Genomic DNA, 1743 nt, shown 5'->3' on the forward strand with positions numbered 1-1743 from the left:
ATGGTAAAGCCAAAGCCATCACCACCGCCACGGATTTCGGCATGCCTGCCATAAGCAAAGATGGCCAGTTGATTGCGACCAATGAGAGCTTTCTCCACCCGCCACGCCTCGTCAGCATTGATAGCCGAACCGGCAAAACCACACGCCTAGAAAATTTTAATGATGATATTCTCAAGGATGTGGATTTAGGCACTTATGAATCTGTCACCTATAAAGGTTATCAAGGCCAAGATATTCAGATGTGGGTACATTATCCACCGGGGTTTGATCGCAGCAAAAAGTATCCGCTGTTTATGCTCATTCACGGCGGACCACATAATGCGATTACCGATGGATTCCACTTCCGCTGGAACGCCCAAACCTTCGCCTCTTGGGGATACGTCACCGCTTGGCCTAACTTCCATGGCTCTAGCGGCTTTGGCCAGGAATTTGCCGATGCCATCAACCCCGATTGGAAAAACAAATCCCTCGAAGATGTGCTAAAAGCGGCCGACTGGTTTAAACAGCAACCTTGGATAGATAGCGAACGCATGGTCGCTGGCGGCGCCAGCTATGGCGGATACCTCACCTCGATCATCCTAGGCCAGCCCCATCCCTTTAAAGCGTTGCTGATCCACGCCGCGGTGTACGATATGTATGCCCAAATGGCGGCCGATTTTGCAGTGCACAGCACGCGTTTTGGTCACTACTGGGAAAACCCAGAGTTATATAAGGCGATCTCGCCCCATTATTTCGCCGCCAACTTCAACACCCCAACCTTAGTCAGCCATGGGCAACTCGACTACCGCGTACCCGTTGGCCAAGGATTTGAGCTATTTCGCACGCTGCAAACCCGCAAAATTGAATCAAAGATGATTTATTTCCCCGACGAAAACCATTGGATCATGAAACCCAATAACTCGATCTATTGGTATAACCAAGTGAAGGAGTGGATGACCCACTACGCTAAACCCGGCGGGCAATAATCCCTTCAATATGAAAGCGTAACCAAAGGCTAAAGGTCCGCTCCGCGCGGGCCTTTAGCCCAGTTATCACCGCTAACCACAGCTAACACTGTTAGCAAAACGCCATCAACCCACTTGGGCAACGACTCATGACAGTCAATCTGAATATCGATGCACTTACGGCGGACAATGCCGAGCTCACAGCCAGATTAATGGCAAAGGACGTGATGACGTAAACCGTATTGTTCAATCTCCCCATTCATCGTCTACTTGCAACAGATGATGCAGCAAGTGACTCATGCGACTGAATTGATCACCTATAAATTTACTCAAGTTAACCAACAGACCGAACAAGCAATATTCCCAATAAGCATGCCGCCGACACCAATCAGGATGTCCCGCCCTAAACAGCACTAAGCTCGATAGCGGACAAAGCTGCATCATGCAAATGATGCAGCCAATTGCATTGAGTCCGTCAACGGGCAAGCCGTAAAATCCCGCCGACTAGCCAGCCAAACCTCCCACAGCGTCACAAAATCAATTAATGCGATTGCGCTCACTGCGGCTAACGTCTTAGAAATCCAAGAAGATACAAAAATAAGTAAGGTATTAATGTGACTGGCGATAGTACGACTCGAACCACTCTCTTGGCACTCAACGCCGTCATAACAGCAGCTCGAGCAGGTGAACAAGGCTGAGGCTTAGCCGTTGTGCCGAAGAGGTAGGAGCGCTTGCAGCCAGTGCGACTTCAACGTCCATAGTTAGATTGTTATGCAACCTCCCTTTATCTGCACAATAC

The 1743-nt window shown here is 49.4% G+C and carries 1 protein-coding gene; it reads left to right on the forward strand.

Annotated features, from left to right (window positions below; genetic code table 11):
- Positions 1–965: S9 family peptidase (locus tag ACRCZA_RS14875; protein WP_438675172.1), on the forward strand; the 965-nt coding region annotated here is incomplete at its 5' end.
- Positions 966–1743 lie beyond the last annotated feature (778 nt).

The organism is Shewanella sp., from assembly GCF_051658185.1.
GTDB lineage: Bacteria > Pseudomonadota > Gammaproteobacteria > Enterobacterales > Shewanellaceae > Shewanella.